Source organism: Klebsiella sp. GW_Kp181, assembly GCF_040062315.1.
GTDB lineage: Bacteria > Pseudomonadota > Gammaproteobacteria > Enterobacterales > Enterobacteriaceae > Klebsiella > Klebsiella oxytoca.
The window spans coordinates 1-21,397 of sequence record NZ_JBEAFR010000082.1; the positions used below are offsets into that span (position 1 = coordinate 1).

General features: G+C 51.8%; 20 protein-coding genes. 13 read left to right on the plus strand and 7 right to left on the minus strand.

Features of this window, described 5'->3' with window-relative positions; all coding sequences use genetic code 11:
* Positions 1–213 precede the first annotated feature (213 nt).
* Positions 214–1,056: a formyltetrahydrofolate deformylase gene (gene purU, locus ABLV11_RS22890; protein WP_004103121.1), complete on the minus strand. Its 843-nt coding sequence runs from the start codon at positions 1,054–1,056 to the stop codon at positions 214–216.
* 42 nt (positions 1,057–1,098) lie between these two features.
* Entirely contained in the window at positions 1,099–1,557 is a 459-nt protein-coding gene (locus ABLV11_RS22895) for a YchJ family protein (RefSeq protein ID WP_004103120.1), read from the minus strand.
* Between the two features lie 112 nt (positions 1,558–1,669).
* Here ABLV11_RS22895 and rssA point away from each other — a divergent pair, with 112 nt between their 5' ends.
* The 3 genes from rssA to galU all read left to right on the plus strand — a co-directional run bounded on the left by rssA (position 1,670) and on the right by galU (position 4,772).
* Positions 1,670–2,569 (plus strand): patatin-like phospholipase RssA, encoded by a 900-nt coding sequence (gene rssA / locus ABLV11_RS22900; RefSeq protein WP_126489249.1) that lies wholly within the window; start codon positions 1,670–1,672, stop codon positions 2,567–2,569.
* Positions 2,570–2,658: 89 nt separating this feature from the next.
* A complete protein-coding gene (gene rssB, locus ABLV11_RS22905; protein WP_004103118.1) occupies positions 2,659–3,672 on the plus strand; it encodes a two-component system response regulator RssB in 1,014 nt (337 codons plus the stop codon).
* Positions 3,673–3,869: 197 nt separating this feature from the next.
* Positions 3,870–4,772: a UTP--glucose-1-phosphate uridylyltransferase GalU gene (gene galU, locus ABLV11_RS22910; RefSeq protein WP_004103117.1), complete on the plus strand. Its 903-nt coding sequence runs from the start codon at positions 3,870–3,872 to the stop codon at positions 4,770–4,772.
* Positions 4,773–4,905: 133 nt separating this feature from the next.
* On the opposite strand, the gene hns is transcribed toward galU, so the two are convergent.
* Together hns and ABLV11_RS22920 are read right to left on the minus strand one after the other, a co-directional pair.
* Positions 4,906–5,313 (minus strand): histone-like nucleoid-structuring protein H-NS, encoded by a 408-nt coding sequence (hns, locus tag ABLV11_RS22915; RefSeq protein ID WP_004103116.1) that lies wholly within the window; start codon positions 5,311–5,313, stop codon positions 4,906–4,908.
* Positions 5,314–5,406: 93 nt separating this feature from the next.
* On the minus strand, positions 5,407–5,727 hold the full coding sequence (locus ABLV11_RS22920; protein ID WP_032726314.1) for a hypothetical protein: 321 nt from the start codon (positions 5,725–5,727) through the stop codon (positions 5,407–5,409).
* Between the two features lie 144 nt (positions 5,728–5,871).
* Here ABLV11_RS22920 and tdk point away from each other — a divergent pair, with 144 nt between their 5' ends.
* Complete coding sequence (gene tdk, locus ABLV11_RS22925) at positions 5,872–6,489, plus strand: thymidine kinase (RefSeq protein ID WP_016808826.1); 618 nt, start codon at positions 5,872–5,874, stop codon at positions 6,487–6,489.
* A 178-nt stretch (positions 6,490–6,667) separates the two neighbouring features.
* Here the strand turns inward: tdk and adhE are convergent, their stop codons facing one another.
* A complete protein-coding gene (gene adhE, locus ABLV11_RS22930; protein WP_126489248.1) occupies positions 6,668–9,343 on the minus strand; it encodes a bifunctional acetaldehyde-CoA/alcohol dehydrogenase in 2,676 nt (891 codons plus the stop codon).
* Between the two features lie 477 nt (positions 9,344–9,820).
* Here adhE and ABLV11_RS22935 point away from each other — a divergent pair, with 477 nt between their 5' ends.
* The 7 genes from ABLV11_RS22935 (at position 9,821) to ABLV11_RS22965 (ending at position 17,689) form a co-directional block, all read left to right on the plus strand.
* The gene (locus ABLV11_RS22935) at positions 9,821–10,468 is read left to right on the plus strand and encodes a YchE family NAAT transporter (protein ID WP_024274364.1); all 648 of its coding nucleotides are present in this window, start codon (positions 9,821–9,823) and stop codon (positions 10,466–10,468) included.
* 749 nt (positions 10,469–11,217) lie between these two features.
* Positions 11,218–12,849 (plus strand): oligopeptide ABC transporter substrate-binding protein OppA, encoded by a 1,632-nt coding sequence (oppA, locus tag ABLV11_RS22940; protein ID WP_004103108.1) that lies wholly within the window; start codon positions 11,218–11,220, stop codon positions 12,847–12,849.
* An 88-nt stretch (positions 12,850–12,937) separates the two neighbouring features.
* The gene (gene oppB / locus ABLV11_RS22945) at positions 12,938–13,858 is read left to right on the plus strand and encodes an oligopeptide ABC transporter permease OppB (RefSeq protein ID WP_004103106.1); all 921 of its coding nucleotides are present in this window, start codon (positions 12,938–12,940) and stop codon (positions 13,856–13,858) included.
* Between the two features lie 14 nt (positions 13,859–13,872).
* On the plus strand, positions 13,873–14,781 hold the full coding sequence (oppC, locus tag ABLV11_RS22950; RefSeq protein ID WP_004103105.1) for an oligopeptide ABC transporter permease OppC: 909 nt from the start codon (positions 13,873–13,875) through the stop codon (positions 14,779–14,781).
* Between the two features lie 11 nt (positions 14,782–14,792).
* The gene (locus ABLV11_RS22955; RefSeq protein WP_004103103.1) at positions 14,793–15,806 is read left to right on the plus strand and encodes an ABC transporter ATP-binding protein; all 1,014 of its coding nucleotides are present in this window, start codon (positions 14,793–14,795) and stop codon (positions 15,804–15,806) included.
* A complete protein-coding gene (oppF, locus tag ABLV11_RS22960) occupies positions 15,803–16,807 on the plus strand; it encodes a murein tripeptide/oligopeptide ABC transporter ATP-binding protein OppF (RefSeq protein ID WP_105890408.1) in 1,005 nt (334 codons plus the stop codon). The genes ABLV11_RS22955 and oppF overlap by 4 nt, the downstream gene beginning before the upstream one ends.
* Before the next feature lie 45 nt (positions 16,808–16,852).
* Entirely contained in the window at positions 16,853–17,689 is an 837-nt protein-coding gene (locus tag ABLV11_RS22965; protein ID WP_004103099.1) for an ion transporter, read from the plus strand.
* 69 nt (positions 17,690–17,758) lie between these two features.
* Here the strand turns inward: ABLV11_RS22965 and ABLV11_RS22970 are convergent, their stop codons facing one another.
* Both ABLV11_RS22970 and cls read right to left on the minus strand, forming a co-directional pair.
* A complete protein-coding gene (locus ABLV11_RS22970) occupies positions 17,759–18,088 on the minus strand; it encodes an HI1450 family dsDNA-mimic protein (RefSeq protein ID WP_004103097.1) in 330 nt (109 codons plus the stop codon).
* A 34-nt stretch (positions 18,089–18,122) separates the two neighbouring features.
* Complete coding sequence (gene cls / locus ABLV11_RS22975; protein ID WP_004103095.1) at positions 18,123–19,583, minus strand: cardiolipin synthase; 1,461 nt, start codon at positions 19,581–19,583, stop codon at positions 18,123–18,125.
* 143 nt (positions 19,584–19,726) lie between these two features.
* Between cls and ABLV11_RS22980 the strand changes: the two genes are divergently transcribed.
* Both ABLV11_RS22980 and ABLV11_RS22985 read left to right on the plus strand, forming a co-directional pair.
* On the plus strand, positions 19,727–19,900 hold the full coding sequence (locus ABLV11_RS22980) for a YciY family protein (RefSeq protein WP_004103093.1): 174 nt from the start codon (positions 19,727–19,729) through the stop codon (positions 19,898–19,900).
* Between the two features lie 291 nt (positions 19,901–20,191).
* Entirely contained in the window at positions 20,192–21,292 is a 1,101-nt protein-coding gene (locus ABLV11_RS22985) for an NADH:flavin oxidoreductase/NADH oxidase (protein ID WP_105890407.1), read from the plus strand.
* Positions 21,293–21,397 lie beyond the last annotated feature (105 nt).

Below are 21,397 nucleotides of genomic sequence, written 5' to 3' on the forward strand. Positions count from 1 at the left end.
GTCGATGACGGCAGATTTACAGTCTGCTCCCTTTGGCCGCTCGGGAACCCCACCACGGGGTAATGCTTAATACTGGCCTGCTTCCTTATCGGGAAGCGGGGCGCATCATATCAAATGACGCGCCACTGTAAAGTATTCGTTTGCTAAAAACAAACTGGTTGCCTGATTTTTACGCGTAAAGCCGTAAAGCTAACCAGTTAATTTCATTATTGATTAAAGAATAATCGTTCGGTTGCCGTAAACAAACACCCGCTGTGCAAGCACCTGGTACAATGCGCGGCTCAGAACGTTTTTCTCAACGTCGCGGCCAGCGCGCATCATATCTTCTGCGGTGTAGGTGTGATCGACGTGAATAACGTCCTGCATGATGATGGGGCCTTCATCCAGATTATCGTTCACGTAGTGGGCGGTTGCGCCAATAATCTTCACCCCTCGGTCATAGGCCTGATGATACGGACGCGCGCCGATAAACGCCGGCAGGAATGAGTGGTGAATATTGATAATCTTATTCGGGAAGCGGGAGACAAACTCGGGGGTCAACACCCGCATGTATTTCGCCAGCACGACGTAATCCGGTTCATGGGCGGCGATAGCATCACCCATCTGCTTATCGTGCTCTTCGCGGGTTAGCCCCTCATGGCTCACCAGCTGGAAGGGAATATCAAAGCGTTCAACCAGCGAGCGCAGGGTTTCGTGATTGCCGATGACGGCGGCGATTTCTACGTCCAGCCCGCCATAGTTGGCTTTCATCAGCAGATCGCCGAGGCAGTGCGCCTCTTTAGTCACCAGAATGACGACACGGCGGCGGCCTGCTGGGTTGAGCTCACGAATCGAGCCTTCCGGCAGCGCGCTGTCGAGGTCAGCCAGGAGAACGGAGTCATTGAAAATACCCTCGAGCTCGGTACGCATAAAGAAGCGGCCGGTCCGGTGGTCAACGAACTCATTGTTCTGCACGATGTTCAGCTCGTGCTTGTAGCAGATATTCGTGATACGCGCGATGAGGCCTTTCTGATCAGGGCAAATGGTGCGTAGTACTTTACGTTGTAGTGAATGCATCGCGGGGAAAATCCTGTAGTGTTTGCTATTCCTGCTGCTGGCTTACTGGCCGCAGCATTTTTTAAATTTTTTACCTGAACCGCAAGGGCAGGGGTCGTTACGACCGATCAGCGGTCGCATTCCGTCAATATAGTACCACTGTCCGTTTTCTTTTAAGAATCTGGATCGTTCAATAATGGCGCCGGAGCGGTTATTGTCAGTGAAACGCGCGATAAAGCTGACGTAGCCTTCATCGGGACTTCTGCCTTCATCGGCAGCAAAGACGGTGAGACCCAGCCATTGAGTTTGCTTAAACCCGTTCTCCAGGTCCGCGCGAAACTGTTGCGCCTGACAGGAGGGGTGCCAGGTTTTAATCAGATAGTCGGCGTCCTGCATAACAAATGCGCTATAGCGGGAACGCATCAGCTGTGACGGATCTGGCGCAAGCTGCGTGCCAGCCAGATAACGCTGACAACATGCGCTATACTCCAGAGCGCTGCCGCAGGGGCATAATGGCGACAAAACGGCCTCCATGGGATAAAGAAAGACGGCGCTACGCCGCCAAAGCGCAATATGTTAACTGAGGTATGGCGATGATGCCATGCCCGGAGTGGAAGGATATGTTTCGGTAAGAATGAGAAAGCTCAAGATCGGTCTGGCGCTAGGGGCAGGAGCCGCCCGCGGGTGGTCGCATATCGGTGTGATTAATGCATTACAGCGTGCGGGCATTGACGTTGATGTCATCGCAGGGTGCTCTATTGGCTCGCTGGTGGGGGCGGCTTACGCCTGCAACCGCCTTCCGGCGCTGGAGAAATGGGTATGCTCTTTTAGCAACTGGGACGTCCTGAAATTAATGGATCTCTCCTGGCAGCGAGGGGGCTTGCTGCGGGGCGAACGGGTATTTAGCCAATATCGTAAACTGCTACCGGTCACCGAGATTGAACGCTGCGAGCGTCGTTTTGCGGCCGTTACCACCAATTTAAGTACCGGTCGCGAACTGTGGTTTACGGAAGGGGATCTGTATCTGGCGATTCGTGCCTCGTGCAGTATGCCTGGTCTGATGTCGCCGGTCATGCATAATGGTTACTGGCTAGTGGATGGCGCGGTGGTTAATCCCGTGCCGGTATCCCTGGCTCGGGCAATGGGCGCGGATATCGTTATTGCCGTTGATTTGCAGCACGACGCGCATCTGATGCAGCAGGATTTATTATCCATGGAGGTGCCGCGTCCGGAGGCCGAAGAAGATTTTTCGTGGCATTCACGGCTGCGCTCCCGCCTGGCGCGTATGACCTCACGTCGGGCGACGGTAGCGCCGACGGCAATGGAGATCATGTCGACTTCCATTCAGGTTCTGGAAAATCGTCTTAAGCGAAACCGTATGGCGGGCGACCCGCCGGATATCCTGATTCAGCCCTTTTGCCCGCAAATCTCCACGCTGGATTTCCACCGTGCCGGCGAAGCTATCGCTGCCGGACATCTGGCAGTGGAAAAGAGAATGGATGAACTATTACCTTTAGTGCGTACCTCCGTGTAGCGCATTTGATGCATACTTAAGTAAATTCTGACAGGCGGTAGCGTGAATCGCGTGCCACTATTAACTTATCGTCAGTCAGGGGAGAGATCATGACGCAGCCATTGGCGGGAAAACAGATTCTGATAGTTGAAGACGAACCCGTTTTCCGCTCACTTATGCACACCTGGTTAGCTTCGCTGGGCGCGACCATCGTCCAGGCGGAAGATGGCGTGGATGCACTTCAAAAAATGGCCGAGTCAAAACCCGATTTGATGATATGCGATATTTCCATGCCGCGAATGAACGGCCTGCAGCTGGTGGAGCATGTGCGCAATCAGGGCGAGCAGCTGCCGATTCTGATGATTTCAGCGACGGAAAATATGGCGGACATTGCTAAAGCGCTGCGCCTTGGCGTGCAGGACATTCTTCTTAAACCGGTAAAAGATTTCGATCGCCTGCGAGAAACCGTGTACGCCTGCCTCTACCCCAACATGTTTAATTCTCGTGTCGAAGAGGAGGAACGCCTGTTTGAGGATTGGGACGCGCTGGTCAGCGATCCCTCCGCGGCGTCAAGGCTGCTACAGGAGCTTCAGCCCCCGGTCCAGCAGGAGATGTCGAACTGCCGTATTCACTATCGGCAGCTTGTCTCCGTCGATAAGCCCGGTCTCGTGCTCGACATTGCGCCGCTATCAGAAAACGATCTGGCGTTTTATTGTCTGGACGTCACGCGAGCGGGTGATAATGGGGTTCTTGCTGCTTTATTACTGCGCGCCCTTTTCAATGGCCTGCTGCAGGAGCAGCTCGCTCATCAGGGACAGCGTTTACCGGAGATGGGGAGCCTGCTTAAACAGGTCAATCAATTACTGCGTCAGGCTAACCTGCCGGGGCAATTTCCATTATTGGTAGGGTATTACCATAGCGGCTTGAAAAATTTAATTTTGGTTTCCGCGGGTTTGAATGGCACGTTGAATACGGGGGAACACCAAATTCAGATTAGCAATGGCGTTCCGTTAGGTACCCTGGGTAATGCCTATCTCAACCAAATTAGTCAACGCTGCGCATCATGGCAGTGCCAAATTTGGGGGGCCGGGGGACGTTTACGCCTTATGTTGTCTGCGGAGTGAACAATTGCGCTTATTTTTACCCAAGTGGGATTACCACGCGATCTTTTGTGGTGGTACTATCGCCGGGTTTAATGCGTAAAATTCCTAATTCGGAGATATCTAATCCTTTTCGGAACAGGTTCAACTGAACAGGCTGATATACTCGATACCATATTATTAACGAGAAGTTTAAAAAACGAACAGTCCAGGAGATTTCAATGGCTGCGCTTAATTCAAAAGTAAGAAAAGCTGTCATCCCGGTTGCGGGATTAGGCACCAGGATGTTGCCCGCTACTAAGGCTATTCCGAAAGAAATGCTGCCGCTGGTAGATAAGCCATTAATTCAATATGTTGTTAACGAATGTATCGCCGCCGGGATTACAGAAATTGTTCTGGTGACGCACTCTTCTAAAAACTCCATCGAAAACCATTTCGATACCAGTTTTGAACTGGAAGCCATGCTGGAAAAACGTGTAAAACGCCAGCTGCTGGAAGAAGTGCAATCTATTTGTCCGCCGCACGTGACTATTATGCAGGTGCGTCAGGGGCTGGCTAAAGGTCTGGGCCATGCTGTGCTGTGTGCGCATCCGGTTGTCGGCAATGAGCCGGTCGCGGTTATTCTACCGGACGTTATTCTTGACGAATATGAATCCGATCTGTCCCGCGATAACCTGGCGGAAATGATCGCTCGTTTTGATGAGACCGGAGCCAGCCAGATTATGGTTGAGCCGGTTGCTGACGTGACCGCGTACGGCGTTGTCGATTGCAAGGGCCAGTCCCTGCAGCCGGGTGAGAGCGTACCGATGGTCGGCGTTGTTGAGAAACCGAAAGCGGACGTAGCACCGTCTAACCTGGCAGTTGTAGGTCGCTATGTGCTGAGCGCCGATATCTGGCCGCTGCTGGCAAAAACGCCTCCGGGAGCCGGTGACGAAATTCAGCTGACCGATGCCATCGATATGCTGATCGAAAAAGAGACCGTTGAAGCCTATCATATGAAAGGCAAAAGCCACGACTGCGGTAATAAGCTGGGCTATATGCAGGCCTTCGTTGAATATGGCGTGCGCCATAAGTCGCTGGGCGCTGAATTTAAATCCTGGCTGGAAAAAGCCATCGCGAAGTAATTGATCGCCACACAATGCACGACCGGGAGCGAGATTCGTTTCCCGGTTTTTTTATGTCCGCAGGGCACAGGTCCGATTAGCGGATAAAAAAAATCCCGCCGAAGCGGGATTTTTAAACGGATGCGCGGGCATATTACAGCAGGAAATCGTCCAGCGTTTTACCTTGCTCATCCATCGCTTTCTTGATCACTGCCGGAGTACGACCCTGACCAGTCCAGGTTTTAGTTTCGCCATTTTCGTCAACGTAGCTGTATTTAGCCGGACGTGCAGCGCGCTTGGTTTTAGTTCCCGCTTTAACTGCAGCCATAGTGCTCAGCAGTTCATTAGGATCAATACCGTCAGCAATCAGCATTTCACGGTATTGCTGCAGTTTACGAGTGCGTTCTTCAATTTCCGCAGCCGCAGCGCTTTCTTCTTCACGACGTTCGTTAACGACAACTTCTAATTTTTCCAGCATTTCTTCGAGCGTTTCAAGGGTGCATTCTCTTGCCTGTGCACGAAGAGTACGGATGTTGTTCAGAATTTTAAGTGCTTCGCTCATTGTAGTAATCTCAAACTTATATTGTGGGGTGGTTTGTTGGTCTAATAATAGAGCGATAAATTCAGATGTGCAATAGGGGAGAATGTAAGGAAGTCAAAATAACTTGTTATTTGTCTCGGGAATTAATTCATTTAACTTAAATTTTATGTGCGGGTTCACATCTTTCCTGCTTATAGCGCGGTGGAAAACATAAGCTAAAACCCTGAGATAGTATGCTTTTTCTGTTACGCGATGAGAAAAATTATACTTTGCATGGATAAATATCATTGTCAGTATTAGCGCAGCAGCGGCGATGATGTTTAATATAAAACACTTGTCCAGCGCGGTTATAGCTATCAGAAAAATGCCTGGTAAGCACAAAAGCGCAATAGCGATGTGGGAGCGGACCGCTGTTGGCGCACGAATAGCAGGCATTCCCCTTCAATTAAGATGCTTAATCTATCAGGCATTCGTTGACCGGACATTCCCGGCAATACCCACACGGTGAGGGCTGATAGTGAGTGAATATATGATACAATTTTGCTGCGAAAAAACACATTGATTGGGGTTACGCGGCCGATGGCACAACTTTATTTCTACTATTCAGCAATGAATGCAGGCAAGTCTACCGCTCTGTTGCAGTCTTCATACAATTACCAGGAGCGAGGGATGCGTACTCTGGTTTATACCGCAGAGATTGACGATCGCTTTGGTTCAGGGAAAGTGAGTTCAAGGATTGGCCTCTCCTCGCCGGCGCGGTTGTATAATACGCAGACAGCGTTATTTACCGACATTGCCGACGAACATAGACGTCAGCCGATTCACTGCGTATTAGTTGATGAGAGCCAGTTTTTGACGCGCGAACAGGTCCATGAGCTGTCTGAAGTCGTAGACCAGCTGGATATTCCCGTGCTGTGCTATGGACTGCGTACTGATTTTCGCGGTGAACTTTTTACCGGCAGTCAATATTTGCTGGCGTGGTCAGATAAGCTGGTTGAATTAAAAACTATCTGTTTCTGCGGTCGTAAAGCGAGTATGGTTTTGCGCCTCGACCAGGAGGGGCGGCCGTACAATGAGGGGGAACAGGTAGTGATTGGCGGTAATGAACGCTATGTGTCCGTCTGCCGCAAGCATTATAAGGAGGCGTTGAGCGTCGGTTCTTTAAGCTTTGTGCAGAACAGACAGCACACCTGCTAATACCTTCCCGTGAGACCCTCTCAGGCGCTTATATAGCGCCTTTTTTTATTCCTCAACGCTGACCCCTTGATTATACATTTCGGCCGTCTGAGGCCTTATGTGGGCCGCTGAACGGCGGAGATAAAAAAAGCCCCATCATAAGATGGGGCTGGTATTAACGTTCTTGACTACGGTGAGATTAAGCGGATTTCTTCGCTTTTTTCTCAGCTTTACCCGGCACGGCTTCTTTCTTCTCTTCCACGCCGCCTTCGACGTAATGACGACCGTAGTAGGTATCCAGCAGAATCTGTTTCAGCTCGGCAATCAGCGGATAGCGCGGGTTGGCGCCGGTGCACTGGTCATCGAATGCGTCTTCAGACAGCTTATCAACGTGGGCCAGGAAGTCAGCTTCCTGCACGCCAGCTTCGCGGATAGACTTAGGAATACCCAGTTCAGCTTTAATTTCTTCCAGCCAGCCAAGCAGTTTTTCGATTTTCGCTGCGGTGCGGTCACCCGGTGCAGTCAGACCCAGGTGGTCAGCGATTTCCGCATAGCGACGACGGGCCTGCGGACGGTCGTACTGGCTGAATGCCGTCTGTTTGGTCGGGTTGTCGTTGGCGTTATAGCGGATAACGTTGCTGATCAACAGGGCGTTCGCCAGACCGTGAGGAATGTGGAACTGAGAACCCAGCTTGTGCGCCATGGAGTGACATACACCCAGGAAGGCGTTAGCAAACGCAATACCGGCGATCGTTGCAGCACTGTGTACGCGCTCACGCGCTACCGGGTTCTTAGAACCTTCATGGTAAGACGCCGGCAGGTTTTCTTTCAGCAGCTTCAGCGCCTGCAGAGCCTGACCGTCGGAGAACTCGGAGGCCAGTACGGAAACGTAAGCTTCCAGCGCATGGGTCACCGCATCCAGACCACCGAAAGCACACAGGGATTTCGGCATTTCCATGACCAGGTTAGCATCAACAATCGCCATATCCGGAGTCAGGGCATAGTCAGCCAGCGGGTATTTCTGCCCGGTGGCATCATCGGTAACAACGGCGAACGGCGTGACTTCAGAGCCGGTGCCAGATGTGGTGGTGATCGCCACCATTTTGGCTTTAACGCCCATTTTCGGGAACTTGTAGATACGCTTACGGATATCCATAAAGCGCAGCGCCAGCTCTTCGAAGTGGGTTTCCGGATGTTCGTACATGACCCACATGATTTTCGCCGCGTCCATCGGGGAACCGCCGCCCAGGGCGATAATCACGTCCGGTTTGAAAGAGTTCGCCAGCTCAGCGCCTTTACGGACGATGGTCAGAGTCGGGTCAGCTTCCACTTCAAAGAAAACTTCTGTTTCAACGCCGGCCGCTTTCAGTACAGAAGTGATCTGGTCTGCGTAGCCGTTGTTAAACAGGAAACGGTCGGTGACGATCAGCGCGCGTTTGTGACCATCAGTAATCACTTCATCCAGCGCGATTGGCAGTGAGCCACGACGGAAGTAGATAGATTTCGGAAGTTTGTGCCACAACATGTTTTCAGCTCGCTTAGCAACGGTTTTCTTGTTGATCAGGTGCTTAGGACCAACGTTTTCCGAGATGGAGTTACCACCCCATGAACCACAACCCAGAGTCAGGGAAGGTGCGAGTTTGAAGTTATACAGGTCACCGATACCACCCTGAGAAGCAGGGGTGTTGATCAGGATACGTGCGGTTTTCATCAACTGACCGAAGTAAGCAACGCGTTCTGGCTGGTTATCCTGGTCGGTATACAGGCAGGAGGTGTGGCCGATACCGCCCATAGCAACCAGTTTTTCAGCTTTATCAACCGCGTCTTCGAAGTTCTTCGCACGATACATCGCCAGTGTCGGGGACAGTTTTTCGTGGGCAAACGGCTCGCTTTCATCAACGTCGGTGACTTCACCAATCAGAATCTTGGTGGACACAGGAACGGTGAAGCCTGCCAGCTCAGCGATTTTATACGCAGGTTGACCAACGATAGCGGCGTTCAGCGCGCCATTTTTCAGAATGATATTCTGAACCGCTTTCAGCTCCTGGCCCTGCAGCAGGTAGCCGCCGTGGCTGGAGAAACGTTCGCGAACGGCGTCGTATACGGAATCTACAACGACTACGGACTGCTCGGAAGCACAAATAACGCCGTTATCGAAGGTTTTAGACATCAGTACGGATGCGACGGCGCGTTTGATATCAGCCGTTTCGTCGATAACAACGGGAGTGTTACCCGCGCCTACGCCGATTGCTGGTTTACCAGAGCTGTACGCTGCTTTAACCATGCCCGGACCGCCGGTGGCGAGGATCAGGTTGATATCCGGGTGATGCATCAGCGCATTGGACAGTTCTACGGAAGGCTGGTCAATCCAACCAATCAGATCTTTCGGCGCGCCGGCAGCGATAGCCGCCTGCAGTACGATATCAGCTGCTTTATTGGTTGCATCTTTAGCACGCGGATGCGGGGAGAAGATGATGGCGTTACGAGTCTTCAGGCTAATCAGAGATTTAAAGATAGCGGTTGAAGTCGGGTTAGTGGTCGGGACGATACCGCAGATGATACCAATCGGTTCAGCGATTGTAATAGTACCAAAGGTGTCATCTTCAGACAGGACGCCGCAGGTCTTTTCATCTTTATAGGCGTTATAGATGTATTCGGAAGCAAAGTGGTTTTTGATCACTTTATCTTCGACGATGCCCATGCCGGATTCGGCAACGGCCATCTTAGCGAGAGGGATTCGAGCATCTGCAGCGGCCAGAGCGGCGGCGCGGAAGATTTTGTCTACTTGTTCTTGAGTGAAACTGGCATATTCACGCTGGGCTTTTTTTACGCGCTCTACGAGTGCGTTAAGTTCAGCGACATTAGTAACAGCCATAATGCTCTCCTGATAATGTTAAACTTTTTTAGTGAATCAGTAGCTCGATTCGACAGTATAGACAGTGTGTTAACTGCTTGCATTTAAATGTTAACGTAAAGAATTTTGTGCTTCTGACTTCACCGATTGACTAAAAAAGCTTTTGTTTTTTCTTTCAGGTACCGCTGTTGTGCCTCCTCTCTGTGTGTAAACAAGGTTACTCACTTCTGAGTACAAATTATGTGATCTAAATCAATAATCGGCAAAGCTGATACCTTTCAGCAGGTCATTTTTTGACCAATTTGCTCAAGTGTAATGATACGGTATGCTAATTAAATGACTAAATAGCATTGCGTAAACAAATAAATAACATTCCAGCCTTATTATGTACTTCCAGATGAATAGAGATGAATTATGCTATCAAACAGCGTATCTTCTCGCGGATATTTTATGCTGGTAACTGTCAACAGCCATTTTTATGATGCTGCGGAGCGCCCTGTGATTCAGTCGTTGTTCGATTTTTCAGCCTACTTTAAATTTTTTATTGGGTTATTTGCGCTGGTAAACCCGGTTGGCATTATCCCGGTGTTCATTAGTATGACCAGCTACCAGACGGCGGCCGTACGCAACAAAACCAACCTGACCGCCAACCTGTCCGTCGCCATTATCCTGCTCACGTCGCTGTTTTTGGGCGATGCAATTCTGCAGGTCTTCGGCATTTCCATTGATTCTTTCCGCATTGCCGGCGGGATTCTGGTCGTCACCATTGCCATGTCGATGATTAGCGGCAAGCTGGGCGAGGATAAACAGAACAAGCAAGAAAAATCAGAAACGGCCATTCGCGAGAGTATTGGCGTGGTGCCGCTGGCGCTGCCCCTGATGGCCGGTCCCGGGGCCATCAGTTCGACTATTGTCTGGGGAACGCGCTATCACAGTGTCGCCCACTTTGTTGGCTTTTCCGTCGCTATCGCGCTTTTTGCGCTGTGCTGCTGGGGCATTTTCCGTATGGCCCCCTGGCTGGTTCGTTTACTTGGTCAAACCGGTATCAACGTAATTACCCGTATTATGGGACTGTTGCTGATGGCTCTCGGGATTGAGTTTATCGTGACCGGTATAAAGGCGCTGTTTCCAGGGCTGGTGAATTAACCTGCATCGCTTTGTGCGCGGGGCTCATTGTCCCGCGTTTGCTAAATATCAGTAAAACATATCAAAAAAGGTGATTTATCTGGCTGGTATACGTTTTTTTAATGCCTGATAATGTTATTTATTTTCAGTTAATTACCCCTGTAATTTACGTCTTTCCTGCCGTTTTACCCACAGTCGCTACTGTTATTTTCTTCACATCATTCTCTGGCGCTTGCCGTCTGATAATCGAAATGATATTAGTAATTTATCTCGTGAAGCAGATGAATGTGCTAAATAATAAGCGAATGTTAAATTTTCGTACAAAATTTCATCGATTCACTGAGATTTGGCATTCAACGCGAGTGTTATCTTTTATCATTATGATAAATAACAATTTTATTAACATTGTCCTGCATGATGCTGACACGGCTATCGCAATAAACGGGCGACAAAAGAGAATCCGGTAACATATTTGCAAATTGCATTGGCGGACAATAAAGCGTTTTGGTACTTTCCGGCGTGATCTTTAGTGAATTCATGCGCAAATGAGAATTCTTATTAAATAGCTCATTGCGACTTAAAATCGCCCCCGGACAGGGGGGTAAGAATCGACGTCAAGGCTGCCGTTTGAGCGGTCGTAATAAATAAGTCGGTGATAGCAAGCAGTACTCGCTGGCAGCTGCATAAACTCCTGCACTGTTCAGAATCCAGAAAAGAGAAAACAGGCTGGTTAAATAGCCAGTAATTATAATGAGTGGAGTAACAAACACATGACCATCATCACGAAAAAAAGCCTGGTAGCCGCAGGCGTACTCTCTGCATTAATGACAATCAACGCCGCGGTGGCGGCAGATGTACCGGCAGGGGTACAGCTGGCGGATAAACAAACGCTGGTACGTAACAACGGCTCCGAAGTTCAGTCTCTCGATCCGCACAAAATTGAAGGCGTGCCGGAGTCCAATATTAGCCGCGATTTGTTTGAAGGGCTGTTGGTAAGCGACCTTGATGGCCATCCGGTGGCGGGTGTGGCGGAAAAATGGGACAACAAAGATTTTAAAGTCTGGACCTTCCATCTGCGTAAAGATGCTAAGTGGTCCGACGGTTCGCCGGTTACCGCGCAAGATTTTGTTTATAGCTGGCAGCGTCTGGCGGATCCGAAAACAGCCTCGCCTTATGCAAGTTATTTACAGTACGGTCACCTGGCCAACGTTGACGACATCATCGCCGGGAAAAAGCCAGCAACCGATCTGGGCGTCAAAGCGCTGGACGATCATACCTTCGAAGTGACCCTTAGCGAACCGGTACCTTATTTCTACAAACTTCTCGTGCACCCATCCGTTTCTCCAGTTCCTAAAGCCGCTATTGAGAAATTTGGTGACAAATGGACCCAGCCGGCCAATATCGTCAGCAACGGCGCGTATAAATTAAAAGACTGGGTAGTGAACGAACGTATTGTACTGGAACGTAATGCTAACTACTGGGATAACGGCAAAACCGTTATTAATCAGGTTACCTTTTTGCCGATCGCTTCTGAAGTCACCGACGTCAACCGCTACCGCAGCGGCGAAATCGATATGACCTATAACAATATGCCGATCGAACTGTTCCAGAAACTGAAAAAAGAGATCCCGCAAGAAGTTCACGTCGATCCGTATCTGTGTACTTATTACTACGAAATCAATAACCAGAAAGCGCCGTTTACCGATGTTCGCGTGCGTACCGCGCTGAAGATGGCGCTGGACCGCGACATTATTGTCAATAAAGTGAAAAACCAGGGCGACCTGCCAGCCTATAGCTATACGCCGCCGTATACCGATGGCATGAAGCTCATCGAACCTGAGTGGTTCAAGTGGTCACAGGAAAAACGTAATGAAGAAGCGAAAAAACTGCTGACCGAAGCCGGCTATTCTGCTGACAAGCCGCTGACTTTCAATCTGCTCTATAACACTTCCGATCTGCACAAAAAACTGGCTATCGCCGTGGCTTCGATCTGGAAGAAAAATCTCGGTGTCAACGTGAAGCTGGAAAATCAGGAATGGAAAACCTTCCTCGATAATCGCCATCAGGGTACCTTCGATGTCGCACGCGCCGGCTGGTGCGCGGACTACAACGAACCCACTTCCTTCCTGAATACCATGCTGAGCGACAGCTCAAACAACACTTCGCATTATAAGAGCCCGGCTTTCGACAAGATTATTGCCGAAGCGCTGAAAACCAGCGATGAAGCAAAGCGCGCGGATCTCTATGCACAATCCGAGCAGCAGCTGGATAAAGACTCCGTCATTGTACCGGTCTTCTATTATGTTAACGCCCGTTTGGTTAAGCCGTGGGTAGGTGGGTATACCGGTAAAGATCCGCTGGATAATACTTACACAAGAAATATGTACATTGTGAAGCACTAATGGCAATACGTGAGGCAGGCATCATTGCCTGCCTCACGGTGTCTTATTTCATCGCACTATTGAAGGCACACGCCAGAAGGTACGGGCAATGTTAAAATTTATCTTACGTCGCTGTCTGGAAGCGATTCCGACGCTATTTATTCTTATTACTATCTCTTTCTTCATGATGCGTCTTGCGCCGGGAAGCCCTTTTACCGGTGAACGCACGCTGCCGCCGGAAGTCATGGCGAATATTGAAGCAAAATACCATTTAAACGACCCCATCATGACTCAGTACTTCAACTACCTGAAGCAGCTGGCGCACGGTGATTTCGGTCCTTCTTTTAAATATAAAGATTATTCTGTCAACGATCTGGTGGCCTCCAGCTTCCCGGTGTCAGCCAAATTAGGCTTCGCCGCGTTTTTTCTGGCGGTGGTGCTCGGCGTGACGGCCGGGGTTATTGCAGCATTGAAGCAAAATACGAAATGGGATTTTGCCGTGATGGGGATAGCAATGACCGGGGTCGTGATACCGAGTTTCGTGGTGGCGCCACTGCTGGTCATGATATTCGCCATTACGCTGCACTGGTTGCCGGGCGGGGGATGGAACGGCGGGGCGCTGCAATATATGATTTTGCCGATGGTCGCTCTGTCGTTAGCCTATATAGCCAGTATCGCGCGTATTACCCGCGGTTCGATGATCGAGGTTTTGCACTCTAACTTCATCCGCACCGCCAGGGCAAAAGGCTTGCCGATGCGCCGTATTATTCTGCGCCATGCCTTAAAGCCTGCGCTGCTGCCGGTACTTTCCTATATGGGGCCCGCCTTCGTCGGTATTATCACCGGCTCAATGGTTATCGAAACGATTTATGGTCTGCCGGGAATCGGTCAGCTGTTCGTCAACGGCGCGCTGAACCGCGACTACTCGCTGGTGCTCAGCCTGACCATTCTGGTGGGCGCATTGACCATTCTGTTTAACGCGATTGTTGACGTGCTGTATGCCGTTATCGATCCGAAAATTCGTTACTGACGCTGGGGTTCGCCATGATGTTAAGTAAGAAAAACAACGAGGCGCTGGAAAACTTCAGTGAAAAACTGGAAGTCGAGGGGCGTAGCCTCTGGCAGGATGCCCGCCGCCGCTTTATGCATAACCGCGCCGCGGTTGCCAGCCTGATTGTGCTGGTGATTATTGCGCTGTTCGTTACCATCGCGCCGATGGTAACGCAGTTCTCCTATTACGATACCGACTGGGGCATGATGTCCAGCGCGCCCGACATGGAGTCCGGCCACTACTTTGGTACCGACTCTTCCGGCCGCGATCTGCTGGTGCGCGTGGCTATCGGCGGGCGTATCTCATTGATGGTCGGCGTTGCTGCTGCGCTGGTGGCGGTGATTCTGGGAACGCTTTACGGTTCGCTTTCTGGCTATCTGGGCGGCAAAGTGGATTCGGTGATGATGCGCCTGCTGGAAATCCTCAACTCCTTCCCGTTTATGTTCTTCGTCATTCTGCTGGTGACCTTCTTTGGCCAGAATATCCTGCTGATTTTCGTGGCTATAGGCATGGTCTCCTGGCTGGATATGGCGCGTATCGTTCGCGGTCAGACCTTGAGCCTGAAGCGGAAAGAATTCATTGAGGCTGCGCAGGTCGGCGGCGTTTCAACGCGCAATATCGTTATCCGCCATATCGTGCCTAACGTGCTTGGAGTGGTTGTGGTGTATGCCTCACTGCTGGTCCCAAGCATGATTCTGTTTGAATCCTTCTTAAGTTTCCTCGGTCTGGGGACCCAGGAGCCGTTAAGCAGCTGGGGCGCGCTGCTCAGCGATGGCGCCAACTCGATGGAAGTGTCGCCGTGGCTGCTACTGTTTCCTGCCGGTTTCCTGGTAGTTACGCTGTTTTGTTTTAACTTTATCGGCGATGGCCTGCGTGATGCCCTCGACCCGAAAGACCGCTAAGGAGCGCCGTCATGAGTACGATTGAAACGGCGAAAACGCCGCAGACTGCCCAACAATCCGGATTGCTTCTGGATGTGAAAGATCTCCGCGTCACCTTTGGTACCCCCGATGGCGATGTGACCGCGGTCAACGATCTCAATTTCAATCTGCGGGCCGGGGAAACCTTAGGCATCGTGGGCGAGTCCGGTTCCGGTAAGTCGCAGACCGCTTTTGCGCTGATGGGCCTGCTGGCGGCAAACGGTCGCATCGGGGGTTCAGCGACCTTTAACGGTAAGGAGATCCTTAACCTCCCGGAGCGCGAACTGAATAAGCTGCGCGCCGAGCAGATCTCCATGATTTTTCAGGACCCGATGACCTCGCTCAATCCCTATATGCGGGTAGGCGAGCAGCTGATGGAAGTTCTGATGCTGCACAAAGCGCTGAGTAAAGCCGAAGCGTTTGAAGAGTCGGTGAAAATGCTGGATGCGGTCAAAATGCCGGAAGCGCGCAAGCGGATGAAAATGTACCCACACGAGTTTTCCGGCGGGATGCGCCAGCGCGTGATGATTGCGATGGCGCTGCTGTGCCGGCCCAAGCTGCTGATCGCCGATGAACCGACCACGGCGCTGGACGTGACCGTACAGGCGCAAATCATGACGCTTCTCAATGAGCTTAAGCGCGAATTTAATACCGCAATCATCATGATTACCCACGACCTGGGCGTTGTCGCCGGCATCTGCGACAAGGTGCTGGTGATGTATGCCGGGCGTACCATGGAGTATGGCGAGGCGCGTGACGTCTTTTACCAACCCTCGCATCCGTATTCCATCGGACTGCTCAATGCAGTACCGAGGCTGGATGCGGAAGGCGATGCCCTGCTGACGATTCCCGGTAACCCGCCGAACCTGCTGCGTCTGCCTAAGGGCTGTCCATTCCAGCCGCGTTGCCCGCATGCGATGGAGATTTGCAATAGCGCTCCGCCTCTGGAGGAGTTTGCACCTGGCCGCCTGCGCGCCTGCTTTCAACCGGTGGGGGATTTGCTATGAACGCCGTAACGGAACAAAGAAAAGTCCTGCTCGAAATCGCCGATTTGAAGGTGCACTTTGATATTAAAGACGGTAAACAGTGGTTCTGGCAGCCGTCAAAAACGCTGAAAGCGGTAGATGGCGTGACGCTGCGTCTGTATGAAGGGGAAACCCTGGGCGTGGTCGGGGAGTCAGGCTGCGGAAAGTCGACGTTCGCGCGCGCGATCATTGGTCTGGTGAAAGCCACCGACGGTAAAGTCGCCTGGTTGGGCAAAGATTTACTTGGCATGAAGGCCGAAGAGTGGCGCGACGTGCGTAGCGATATTCAGATGATCTTTCAGGATCCGCTGGCGTCGCTCAATCCGCGCATGACGATCGGGGAAATTATTGCCGAGCCGCTGCGCACCTATCATCCAAAAATGGCGCGACAGGAAGTTCGTGACCGCGTGAAGGCGATGATGATGAAAGTGGGCCTGCTGCCGAACCTGATTAACCGCTATCCGCATGAATTCTCCGGCGGCCAGTGTCAGCGTATCGGTATTGCGCGCGCGCTAATTCTTGAACCGAAGCTCATTATCTGCGATGAGCCGGTCTCCGCGCTGGACGTGTCGATTCAGGCACAGGTGGTTAACCTGCTGCAGCAGCTGCAGCGGGAAATGGGGCTGTCGCTGATTTTCATCGCCCACGATTTGGCGGTCGTAAAGCATATTTCCGACCGCGTGCTGGTGATGTATCTTGGTCATGCCGTGGAGCTGGGCACCTACGATGAGGTGTACCATAATCCGCTGCACCCCTATACCAAAGCGTTGATGTCGGCGGTGCCGGTGCCGGACCCCGATAAGGAAAAGAATAAAACGATCCAGCTGCTGGAAGGGGAGCTGCCCTCGCCGATTAATCCGCCGTCGGGATGCGTATTCCGTACCAGATGCCCCATCGCCGGGCCGGAGTGCGCAAAAACGCGACCGGTGCTGGAGGGCAGTTTCCGCCATGCGGTTTCCTGCCTGAAGGTAGACCCGTTATAATCTCTGGGGCTGACGTAAGTCAGCCCTTTTATTAGCGAGGTTTACGTGGCTTTTCATATTCATGCCGCTCGTCTGCGGCTGTATCATTTACTCTTCGATCAAAATCGCCGTTCCGGTCGTCATTTTGAGGGACTTTGCGGCATATTTGCCCTGCTCAGCGTGCTGGTGATATTTATCGAGTCCGGGCTCGGTACGCAATATCATCTGACATTAGACGAATGGCATATTTTCGTCTGGCTCGAACTTATCGTCACGGCGGTTTTTACTTTTGAGTATTTTCTGCGCATTATCAGCTGGCCGAATCCGCTAAAGTATATTTTCAGCTTCTGGGGAATTATTGACCTGGCCACCATTTTACCGCTTTATGTTATGTGGCTATGGCCCGAGATCAGTATTGAGTACGTGTTTGCCTGGCGGGCGATGCGCGCCATCCGGGCGTTGCGCATCCTTAAGCTACTGCGCTTTATGCCGTCGCTGAATATTTTCTGGTCCGCTATCGTCAGCGCACGCCACCAGCTGATCCTGTTCTATTCTTTTATTGCCATTGTGATGGTGATCTTTGGCTCCCTGATGTATCTGGTTGAGGGGCCGCGATACGGTTTTACTACGCTAAATGCGTCGGTTTACTGGGCGATAGTGACGATAACCACGGTAGGGTATGGCGATATTACGCCGCATACGCCGCTGGGGCGCATTTTGGCATCCATACTTATCTTAATTGGCTACTCGATTATTGCGATCCCTACCGGCTTAATTACCAGCCATATGACCGCCGCCTTTCAGAATCGCCGCACGCAGCGCCAGTGTCCGCACTGTCAGCATCACGCTCATGAAAAAGGTGCTCGCTACTGCAATGCTTGCGGCAGCGAACTGCCGGAATAAATAAAAAAGCCTGCGCTGATTCACTCAGGCAGGCTTCTTCTTTTATTAGCTATTTGCTTAAGAAAGAGCTTATTCGCGCCACAGGATATGGCAGAGCTTGTGGTCTTTCTCGCGGCAAAGCAGCACGCGTGCAAAAATATCGTTAATTTCGCCGCCATCTTCATCGGCCAGGCCAATCACCACTTCAGCGAAGAAGTCAGGATTGAGGTCGAAATCCACGTGCTCTTCCCAGTCCGGTGCTGGGTCAAACAGCTCGGCGCCGCCGCGCTCTTCAAACTGCAGGTTGAACAGAATGACATCCGCCGGGTCGAGGTTATCGACGGCCAGTTCAAGGAAAATGTCGTAGGCCTGTTCAAGCGTTTCGTCTTCGGTCAGGCGGTTATTTAAATCCATATCCATGATTGCTACCCATTAAACATCTGATTGGCACGTTTTACAGCAACGGACTGAAGAAGTAAAACAGTCGCTCGGCGATCCGTTGCCACAGCGGACGTTTTAACCACAGCCTGGCGTCCAGCAGGCGCGAGCGGGAAATATAATCATCCTGCACCGCGGCCAGATCGCTGCCGAAACCGGCATCGTCAATCACCAGCGTGATCTCGAAGTTAAGCCACAGGCTACGCATATCGAGGTTAACGGTACCCACGAGGCTAAGTTCGCCATCAACCAGCACGCTCTTGGTATGCAGCAGACCGCCTTCAAACTGATAGATTTTCACCCCGGCAGCCAGCAGCTCGGTAAAGAAAGCGCGGCTGGCCCAGCCGACCAGCAGCGAGTCGTTCTTGCGCGGCAAAATAATGCTGACGTCAACGCCGCGCTGGGCGGCAGTGCAGATGGCGTGCAGTAGATCGTCGCTGGGCACAAAATAAGGTGTCGTCATGATCAAATGCTCTTTGGCTGCATAAGCGGCAGTCAGCAGAGCCTGATGGATCAGGTCTTCCGGGAATCCCGGGCCCGAGGCAATGGTATGAATCGTATGCCCGCTGGCCTCTTCAAACGGCATAATGTTCGCGTCCGGCGGCGGAGGCAAAATACGTTTTCCGGTTTCAATCTCCCAGTCGCAGGAGTAGACAATGCCCATGGCTGTCGCGACCGGGCCTTCCATTCGTGCCATCAGATCGATCCACTGGCCTACGCCGGAGTCCTGCTTAAAGAAACGCGGATCGACCAGATTCATACTGCCGGTATAGGCAATATAGTTATCGATCATGACCATTTTGCGGTGCTGACGCAGGTCCATACGGCGCAGAAAGACGCGCATCAGGTTAACCTTCAGCGCTTCGACGACTTCAATTCCGGCATTACGCATCATGGCGGCCCAGGGGCTGCGGAAGAAAGCCACGCTCCCCGCGGAGTCCAGCATCAGCCGGCAGTGCACGCCGCGCCGCGCTGCCGCCATTAATGACTCTGCGACTTTATCGGCCATGCCGCCGGGCTGCCAGATATAGAACACCATCTCGATATTATGACGAGCGAGCTGAATATCGCGAATCAGCGCCTGCATGACGTCATCGGATTCGGTAAGCAGCTGTAGCTGGTTGCCTTTAACGCCACCAATTCCCTGACGACGTTCGCAGAGCTTGAACAAGGATTCCGCGACCGGGCTATTATCCTCGGCAAAGATATGCTTGCAGGCCTTAAGATCCTTCAACCACTTAGCCGTCGATGGCCACATGGCCCGCGCGCGCTCGGCGCGACGTTTACCCAGATGCAGTTCGCCAAACGAGAGATAGGCGATAATCCCTACCAGCGGAAGGATATAAATGATCAGCAGCCACGCCATCGCTGACGGTACCGCGCGTCTTTTCATTAATATCCGTAATGTTACACCGGCGATAAGTAGCCAGTAACCGAGTATAACTAGCCAGTTCACCACCGTGTAAAAGGTTGTCATAGATGAAAAATCCTTTTGAATGACTTGATGACATGAGTTTACGCATCAACATCCATCTGGCAAATAAAAACGCAGCGAAAGCGTTGGTTAGCCCGATTCATCGGTCTATAATGCAGGCTGTTTTCACTCGTAGAGTAGTTGCAATGAAGCGTAGTAGAACGGAAGTAGGGCGCTGGCGCATGCTTAGACAGGTGAGTCGCCGTAAAGCACGCTGGCTGGAAGGCCAATCGCGTCGCAATATGCGCATCCTCTCCATCAGAAAGGAGCTGGTTAAACGGCAACGTCACTCTCTGCTGTTCACCTTCTCTGAGTTTTGAGAGTCGAAACAAAAGGCACCGTTCGCGGTGCCTCTGTTTTATCCGCGTTTCGTTGTGAGCATACTCTTATATTGACACCCTCTTTCTTTAGCCAGCGAAACCCTTTTTCGCAACGGATCCTGCGTTATTGTTTGCATTAGCCGAATGCTGACAGGAAGGCTCATCGCCACAACACCTTTTCCCGGCTCATAAGGCTGGCTCAACGCGTATAAACGCAAAAAACGGGAAGTACCATGCATCAACACATGCTACTTATAATGTCCGTAAGGCTTCTATTATTGAGAGGTATCTATGAGTCAACTTTTTAGTCCGCTGCGAATCGGTAAGCTGGAACTTGAGAATCGCATTGTCATTGCTCCAATGTGTCAGTATTCCGCCGACAATGGAAAGGCGACGGCATGGCATCGTATCCATCTTGGACAACTGGCTTTTTCCGGCGCAGGTTTACTGATTATCGAAGCCAGCGCTGTCGAGCCAGCAGGGCGAATCACCCCGGCTGATATAGGCTTATGGGATGACGAAACGGAAGCCGCATTACACACCGTACTGAAAGATATACGCCAGTACTCTTCAATCCCCATCGGCATCCAACTGGGCCATGCCGGGAGAAAAGCATCTTCCGCAGCCCCCTGGCTGGGGGGACAACAGCTGGCACATGATGCTGGCGGATGGGACGCGGTTGCGCCATCAGCGCTGGCCTATGGCGAGGGCGATCGTCCTCCGGTTGAGCTTACTCAGGACCAGATGAAACGCATCAAGCAGGCATTCGCAGACAGCGCCAGACGCGCTGAGCGGATGGGTATCGAGTTGATTGAAATGCATGCTGCTCATGGTTACCTGCTTCATCAGTTCCTTTCTCCGCTCAGTAACCAGCGCACCGACGAGTATGGCGGGTCTCTGGAGAACCGCTTGCGTTTCCCGCTCGAAGTCTTTCAGGCCATTCGCGAGGCTGTCGGTCAGGACATCGCGGTGGGAGTGCGACTTTCTGCGACCGATTGGGTTGATGGCGGCTGGGATAATGCACAATCAATTCTCTTCAGCCAGAAGCTTGAGGCTCTCGGCTGCGACTATATTCATGTTTCCAGCGGTGGATTGTCGCCTCATCAGGCGATTCAGGTTGGCCCGGGCTATCAGCTGCCGTTTGCCCGTGAAATCCGGGAGAGGGTGAATATCCCGGTGATTGGGGTGGGCTTAGTGACGGAACCCCAGCAGGCGGAAGATGCGTTAAGCCATGGCGACGCCGATCTCATCGCCATTGCCCGCGCGGCGCTCTACAATCCGCACTGGCCCTGGCAGGCAGCTGCCGCTCTGGGAGCCCATGTGAGCGTTCCGCCACAATATCTTCGCTCGGAACCACATGGTCTCAAAGGCACGCTGCACTCCAATAGCTAATCAACAACAGCAAGTCGGCGGTGCTGATGCGCCGCCGGCAACGGTTATCATCATGACGTTGCTTACAGCGACTGCTGGAATCGAGAAGGTGAAGGGAAATAAGGA

Coding starts and splice junctions, on each gene's coding strand:
- oppB (WP_004103106.1), top strand. CDS start 12,938: ATGTTAAAATTTATCTTACGTCGCTGTCTGGAAGCGATTCCGACGCTA.
- rssB (WP_004103118.1), top strand. CDS start 2,659: ATGACGCAGCCATTGGCGGGAAAACAGATTCTGATAGTTGAAGACGAA.
- rssA (WP_126489249.1), top strand. CDS start 1,670: ATGAGAAAGCTCAAGATCGGTCTGGCGCTAGGGGCAGGAGCCGCCCGC.
- oppA (WP_004103108.1), top strand. CDS start 11,218: ATGACCATCATCACGAAAAAAAGCCTGGTAGCCGCAGGCGTACTCTCT.
- oppC (WP_004103105.1), top strand. CDS start 13,873: ATGATGTTAAGTAAGAAAAACAACGAGGCGCTGGAAAACTTCAGTGAA.
- hns (WP_004103116.1), bottom strand. CDS start 5,313: ATGAGCGAAGCACTTAAAATTCTGAACAACATCCGTACTCTTCGTGCA.
- ABLV11_RS22970 (WP_004103097.1), bottom strand. CDS start 18,088: ATGGATATGGATTTAAATAACCGCCTGACCGAAGACGAAACGCTTGAA.
- galU (WP_004103117.1), top strand. CDS start 3,870: ATGGCTGCGCTTAATTCAAAAGTAAGAAAAGCTGTCATCCCGGTTGCG.
- adhE (WP_126489248.1), bottom strand. CDS start 9,343: ATGGCTGTTACTAATGTCGCTGAACTTAACGCACTCGTAGAGCGCGTA.
- purU (WP_004103121.1), bottom strand. CDS start 1,056: ATGCATTCACTACAACGTAAAGTACTACGCACCATTTGCCCTGATCAG.
- tdk (WP_016808826.1), top strand. CDS start 5,872: ATGGCACAACTTTATTTCTACTATTCAGCAATGAATGCAGGCAAGTCT.
- ABLV11_RS22920 (WP_032726314.1), bottom strand. CDS start 5,727: ATGCCTGCTATTCGTGCGCCAACAGCGGTCCGCTCCCACATCGCTATT.
- ABLV11_RS22985 (WP_105890407.1), top strand. CDS start 20,192: ATGAGTCAACTTTTTAGTCCGCTGCGAATCGGTAAGCTGGAACTTGAG.
- cls (WP_004103095.1), bottom strand. CDS start 19,583: ATGACAACCTTTTACACGGTGGTGAACTGGCTAGTTATACTCGGTTAC.
- ABLV11_RS22980 (WP_004103093.1), top strand. CDS start 19,727: ATGAAGCGTAGTAGAACGGAAGTAGGGCGCTGGCGCATGCTTAGACAG.
- oppF (WP_105890408.1), top strand. CDS start 15,803: ATGAACGCCGTAACGGAACAAAGAAAAGTCCTGCTCGAAATCGCCGAT.
- ABLV11_RS22955 (WP_004103103.1), top strand. CDS start 14,793: ATGAGTACGATTGAAACGGCGAAAACGCCGCAGACTGCCCAACAATCC.